Annotated in this window: 1 protein-coding gene; it reads left to right on the plus strand. The window is 69.8% G+C overall.

Annotated elements, in window-relative coordinates:
* Positions 1-35: 35 nt before the first annotated feature.
* A partial coding sequence (locus CLV43_RS46900; RefSeq protein ID WP_211304897.1) for an AfsR/SARP family transcriptional regulator occupies positions 36-1,871 on the plus strand: 1,836 nt, incomplete at its 3' end.

Raw genomic sequence — 1,871 nt, forward strand, 5'->3', positions numbered from 1 at the left:
GCGGCTCCTCGTCCAGAAAGCCAGTGGTGAAGCGGATGCCCACCGACACCAGTCGGGAGTCCCCACTCCGGATCAACATCCTGGGACCGGTGGAATGCTGGTACGACGGCAACCGCATCCGACTCGGCGGACTCGTCCAGGAACGCGTCCTGGCCGCCCTCGCACTCGAAGCAGGCCAAGTCCTCACCGTCACCCAACTCGTCGACGCCGTCTGGGAAGAACACACCTCCCCCGCCACCGCCACCCACCAAGTCCGCAAAGCCGTCGCCCGACTCCGCCAACTCATCCCCCACGGCCCCGACATCCTGCTCACCGAGACCTCCGGCTACCGCGCCGTGCTCACCACCGCCCAATCCGACCTCCGCCAGTTCACCACCCTGCTCTCCGGCGCCCGCACCGCCCTGACCGAACACGACGAGGACACCGCCGCCGACCACCTCCACCAAGCACTCGCGTTGTGGCGCGGCGAAGTCCTCGCCGGCGAAGGCGGACAACTCATCCGCGGCGCCGGCGCCGCCCTGCTCGAACGCCGCACCGCCGCACTCGAACAACTCACCAACCTGCGCCTGGCCCGCGGCGAGAACACCGAACTCATCGGCGAACTACGCGCCCTCGTCGCCGCCCACCCCCTACGCGAACGACTCCGCGGCCAACTCATGCTCGCCCTGTTCCGCTCCGGACGACAAGCCGAAGCCCTGGAGGAGTTCGCCAGAGTCCGGTCGCTGTTGGCCGACGAGCTGGGCATCGACCCCGGCACCGACCTGACCCAACTGCACGAACGCATCCTGCGCAACGACCCCGACCTGGCCACCCCCGAACCCACCCCACCCCCCGCGACGACCCCCCGACCCGAACCCGAGGTCACGACCGGGGTCCGGTCACTGCCCAACGACCTGCCCGACTTCATCGGCCGCAAACACGAACTCGACGACCTCCGCGCCCGCATCGCAGCACCCCCCACCCGCGGACCACGCGTCCTGGCCATCGACGGCATGGGCGGAGCCGGCAAGACCTCCCTCGCCGTCCGCACCGCCTACACCGTGTCCGACCACTACCCCGACGCCCAGCTCTACCTCGACCTGCGCGGCTTCACCCCCGCCGAACAACCCATGTCCGCCCCCGCCGCCGCCGAAGCACTCCTGCGCATGCTGGGCGTGCCCACCGGGAACCTGCCCGACGAACCCGCCGCCCGCATCGAGTTCTGGCGCACCTGCGTGGCCGAACGCAGCGTCCTGCTGCTGCTGGACAACGTCTCCGACCTCGCCCAGGTCCGCCCACTGCTACCCCCCAACGCCCGATCACTGGTCCTGATCACCAGCCGCACCCGCCTGATCGACCTCGACGGCGCGCACTGGATCTCGCTGGGCACCATGAGCAGCGAGGACAGCACCGCCATGGCCACCACCGTGCTCAGCGACCGCCGCACCGCCGCCGAACCCGAAGCCGTCGCCGACCTCGTCGAACTCTGCGGACACCTGCCGTTGGCCCTGCGGATCGCGTTGAGCAGGCTGGCCAACCGGCCCCGCTGGTCCATCGCCTACCTCGTGGACCGGATGAGCGACGAGTCCCGCCGCCTGGACGAGCTGCGCTCCGACGAACGCGGCGTCGAGCTCACCCTCAAGATCTCCTACGAAGGCCTCGACGCCCGACACCGCGCCTCCTTCCGCCTGCTGGGCCTGCACCCCGGCCGCGACATCGATGTCAGCTCGGCGGCGGCGTTGTTCGGCTGCTCGGAATCGGTAGCGGAGACGACGCTGGAGGTCCTGCTGGACGCGCACCTGTTGCAGCAGCACGAGTTCGGCTACTACACCTTCCACGACCTGGTCCGCAGCTTCGTCCGCCAGATCCTCAAGAACTCCGACCACGCCGAC

This window comes from Umezawaea tangerina (assembly GCF_003002815.1).
GTDB lineage: Bacteria > Actinomycetota > Actinomycetes > Mycobacteriales > Pseudonocardiaceae > Umezawaea > Umezawaea tangerina.